This is a genomic window from Rhodothermales bacterium (assembly GCA_034439735.1).
GTDB lineage: Bacteria > Bacteroidota > Rhodothermia > Rhodothermales > JAHQVL01 > JAWKNW01.
Genome location: JAWXAX010000113.1, coordinates 1 through 4,066 on the forward strand (window position 1 = coordinate 1; position 4,066 = coordinate 4,066).

Sequence of the window (4,066 nt, forward strand, 5' to 3'; positions counted from 1 at the left end):
CCGCGCATGCGCGGCCAGGCGGGGGTGGTCGACCTTCAGATCCGCCGTCAGCGGCGTGAGGCTGGCGGCGTAGACGCCGTCGGGCAGGCGATGCTCCATGGGATGGGACGATGAAGTGTACGGCGGCGACCCGCCGCGTAGCGGGTCGCCGGCGGAAAGGTATACGCCCCGCTCCGAAACGTCAACAGCCCCGCTACGTTACACCAGAAGCGATCGGGCCGGCATCTCAAAAAGAGATCCACCGACCCCGCGCCGGGCTCGAAGGGGTAAAATTCCACCTATCAGCGCCGGCATATTATTTGAGCCGGGCCGGGTTCGACCCGGAGGACACCCGCCCTACCGTTTCACCTACCCATCCTGTACATCATGTCAACAACGCGCTTATTATATCGATTTACCTATTTCTTGATCGCCTTGATCGTCGTCACCTCCGCCGGCTGTGACAGCAACAAAGACGAAGCCGGAGACGCCCCGGACCTCTTCCCGGCCGAGGCGTTCACCATGCAGACCGATCTGTTTAACCAGAATCTCGCTCCCAAGCAGGCTGTGGGCATCAATTTCGCCGCCGCCGCGCTCCGGGTTTGGCCGGTCTCTCTGGCGCTTGGAGCCAACCTCATCATCCCCTCCGCCCTGACGACTTCGGCCCTCCAGGCCGAGGCGGTTTCGGAGGATGACTCGTGGGTCTGGGCGGCCACGGCTGTCGCCAACGGCGTCAGCACCGCGTACAGTCTTATTGGCACCCGCCACGATGAAGGGACCGACTGGAGCATGCGGATCACCGTGCAGGGCGGCATGGGCGGCGAGACGCTGGATGACTTCGAGCTGTTTACGGGGCGGACGACCGACGACGGCGCCTCGGGCAACTGGAGCCTCTTTTACCCGATCGACGGCGTCTCGACGAATGTCCTGAGCGCCGAATACGCCATCGTCAGCGAGACGGAAAAGACGATCACCTACACCATTCCGGTAACCGCGGAAGACAACGCCGGCGACACCATCGAATATGCCGAGATCGACAGCTTGAGGACGTTCGACTGGTTGCAGGCCGCCGCCAGCATCCAGCACTTCGTCACCTGGAGCGCATCCGACAGCACCGGCTCGATCACTGCTTCTAATTTCCGCTCGGGCGTCAAGAGCTGCTGGGATTCCTTGCTCAACGACACCCCCTGCCCCGCGGAGACCCGTTTACCCTGAACGATGTCACACAATGACCCATAAATGAACCCTCCGCGCGTTCCCGCACGCGTGGGGGGTTTTTTGATATGCAGCTGACCCTTTCCTCAGACAAACGCGCCTGCGGCATGGCCGCGGCGGAAGCCGGCGCCAGGCTCCTGCGCGCCGCCCTGGATCGGGCGGGACACGCCACGATCGTGCTGGCCACCGGCGCTTCGCAGTTCGAGATGCTGGCTCATCTGGCGAGCCTGCCCGACATCGCCTGGCAGCGGGTGACGGCGTTCCACCTGGACGAATACGCCGGCCTTCCCATCAGCCACCCGGCCTCATTCCGCAGATATCTATGGGAGCGATTCGTCCGGATCCTCCCCCTGCCCCTCCGCGCGATCCATTATATCGACGCCGAGATCGACGCTACCGCGGAAGCCATGCGTCTTTCCGAACTGATTGCCGGGCATCGCGTCGATGTAGGCTTTGTGGGAATCGGCGAAAACGGGCACCTCGCGTTTAACGACCCGCCCGCGGATTTCGAGACGACAGCGCCCTACCTTGTCGCGACGCTCGATGAAGCGTGCCGCCGGCAGCAGCTGGGAGAAGGGTGGTTCGCGACGCTGGGGGACGTGCCGCGGACGGCTGTATCCATGTCGGTCCACCGGATCATGGCCAGCGAAGCGATCATTTGCACGGTCCCTGAAGCCCGAAAAGCGCATGCGGTGCGCGGTGCGGTGGAGGGGCCCGTCACGCCGGCGGTGCCGGCGTCGATCCTGCAGCGTCATCCGCAATGTGGGATCTTCCTGGACGGCGAGGCCGCGGCGAGGCTCAGCCGCTGACCGGATAAGAGGTCTGGAATCTACCGATTTCGATAAAAGAGGATGCCGCCGCTGTCTCCCCCGACAAACAGGTCCAGGTCACCGTCGCCGTCGATATCCACAAAAGCGGGGGTAGCCAGCGCCGGCATGGGGAGAGGCAACAGTTCAGGCTCCGCCGTGAACTCCATCACCTCCGGCGTTCCCACATTGCGAAAGAGCATCAACTCGCCCTTCTCCCGGCCGACGAGGAGGTCGTAGTCCCCATCGCCCTCGATATCCACCAGCGCAGGGAAACTGCGGCGGCCGCCGTCGATCTCCATGAACTCGTCGGAAACCAGCGTGAACGCAGGTTTCTGCGGGGTGCCGTCGTTGCGATAGAAGTTGATCGTGCCCGAGGCTTCGCCGGCCATGAGATCGAAGTCGCCGTCGTTATCGAGATCGGCCAGCGCCGGCGTGCTGTTGCTGCCGCGCGAGAGCGTCACCGTGGCCAGTTCGTCGTGCACATAGTTTGGCGTCTGAGCTGTACCGGTATTCCAGTGAATCTGCATGCCCTGAAACCAGGTGCCGAGGAGCAGATCCTGATCCCCGTCTGCGTCGAGATCGGCGAATGCCGGCGCGGGATGGTAGATGGCGGGGAGGTCGAGCGTGTCCGCCAGTTGGAAGGCCGGATGCGTGGGTGATCCCGTATTTTCGAAGTAGTAAGCGAGCGCTTTTTCGACGGTCGAGGGGTCGATCTTGTTTGTGACGATCATATCCTGGTCGCCATCGCCATCCCGATCTACAAACGCCGGGATGCTTTCGAGGCCGACATCGATGCCAGCGATAAAGCGGCGATCACGAATCACATAGCCGCCCTCGGCGGTGCGCTCCATCAGGATGAGGTTCTCGGCGGCCGTGCGATTGGGGTTAAATGCTCCCCCGAGGACGCCGACGACGAGGTCGTTGTCGCCGTCGCTATCCCAATCGGTAAACGCCGGCGCGTTGTAGCCCGTCGTGATGAGCGGGTTGCCGATGGGGAAGGGCTGCGGGTCGTTGCGGAGGTAGGGTTGCGCGCAGGTGCCCGTGTTTTCGATGAAGAGGACACCTGGCTCGAAAAAGTCGCCCCAGAACAGGTCCTGATCCCCGTCGCCGTCGTAGTCGTGGAACGCCATCGTATTGGCGCCGTGGCGGCTGCCGGCGAACTGGCCGATGATCTCGATATTTTCGAAGCGTTCGGCGACGAGGCCAAACTGCGGCAGCGGTGCATTGGGCGGTCCCGTGCTCTCGTAGTGCATCACCGTCCCTTCGACGCGTCCGATGAAGAGGTCGAGCAGGCCGTCGCAGTCGATGTCAGTGAAGTTCGGGATATTCTGGCGGTCCGCGAAGATAGGCGCTCCGGTGGCGCTACGCACGGTGTCCGAGTTGGCCGCAAAGACCGCGCGTTCGGATGAACCCGTGTTGTGATACAGCTGCATGTAGCTGAAGGGGCGTTCCGCAAGGATGTCGAAATCGCCATCGGCGTCGATATCGACGAATCGGCTCCACTCGCCGATATCCAGATCCATATAGCGATCCGTTTGCCAGCGCCATTCCGGATTCTGGTGGGTGCCGATCCGTTCGAAGAACATCATCTGGCCGGTGATATTCTGCAGGAAGAGGTCGTCATCGCCATCGCCGTCGATATCCACGAACTGGGGCCGCGGAACGTTCAGGCCGCCAAGGAACGGGTGGCCGTACAGCCGGCCGGCGCCATCGCGGACCTCAAACGCAAAGACATCCCGCTCGAATTCCGGCGCGGCAGAGTCCTGTGGGCCGGTCGCGGCTTCCGGCAGAGCGGCCGGCAGGCGCAAGGCGCACCCAGCACCCATGCAGACGAGCAGTAGTAACAAGACCCCGATCGAGTGCTTCATGGGGGAGCGATTAGAAACGTGCATTCGTCCCGAGGCCCGACGGGTAGTGCTGCAGGGTGATCGTTTTGATGACGGTATTGGTGGCGGTGTCGATAACGACAAGGGAGCCCGGCTGCGGTTCAGCCGGCTTTTCGGGCATCGCGCCATGGTTGCTGTGATCGGCGTGCGCCTGAGGGTCCGCGCCGGTGGCCGGCG

At 63.1% G+C, this 4,066-nt stretch carries 4 protein-coding genes; 2 read left to right on the forward strand and 2 right to left on the reverse strand.

Going from position 1 to position 4,066, the window contains the following annotated elements; genetic code table 11:
- The first annotated feature begins 366 nt into the window (after nt 1-366).
- The gene (locus SH809_08890) at nt 367-1,194 is read left to right on the forward strand and encodes a hypothetical protein (GenBank protein MDZ4699806.1); all 828 of its coding nucleotides are present in this window, start codon (nt 367-369) and stop codon (nt 1,192-1,194) included.
- Between the two features lie 68 nt (nt 1,195-1,262).
- Nucleotides 1,263-2,003 carry a glucosamine-6-phosphate deaminase gene (locus tag SH809_08895; GenBank protein MDZ4699807.1) on the forward strand — a complete coding sequence of 247 codons (741 nt, stop codon included), beginning with the start codon at nt 1,263-1,265 and terminating at the stop codon, nt 2,001-2,003.
- 20 nt (nt 2,004-2,023) lie between these two features.
- Here the strand turns inward: SH809_08895 and SH809_08900 are convergent, their stop codons facing one another.
- Nucleotides 2,024-3,871 (reverse strand): VCBS repeat-containing protein, encoded by a 1,848-nt coding sequence (locus SH809_08900; GenBank protein MDZ4699808.1) that lies wholly within the window; start codon nt 3,869-3,871, stop codon nt 2,024-2,026.
- A gap of 10 nt (nt 3,872-3,881) precedes the next feature.
- On the reverse strand, nt 3,882-4,066 hold a 185-nt coding region (locus SH809_08905), incomplete at its 5' end, for a hypothetical protein (protein ID MDZ4699809.1).

What these genes read in the sequence shown, in the direction of transcription:
- SH809_08890 (MDZ4699806.1), top strand. Translation starts at nt 367, where the DNA reads ATGTCAACAACGCGCTTATTATATCGATTTACCTATTTCTTGATCGCC.
- SH809_08895 (MDZ4699807.1), top strand. Translation starts at nt 1,263, where the DNA reads ATGCAGCTGACCCTTTCCTCAGACAAACGCGCCTGCGGCATGGCCGCG.
- SH809_08900 (MDZ4699808.1), bottom strand. Translation starts at nt 3,871, where the DNA reads ATGAAGCACTCGATCGGGGTCTTGTTACTACTGCTCGTCTGCATGGGT.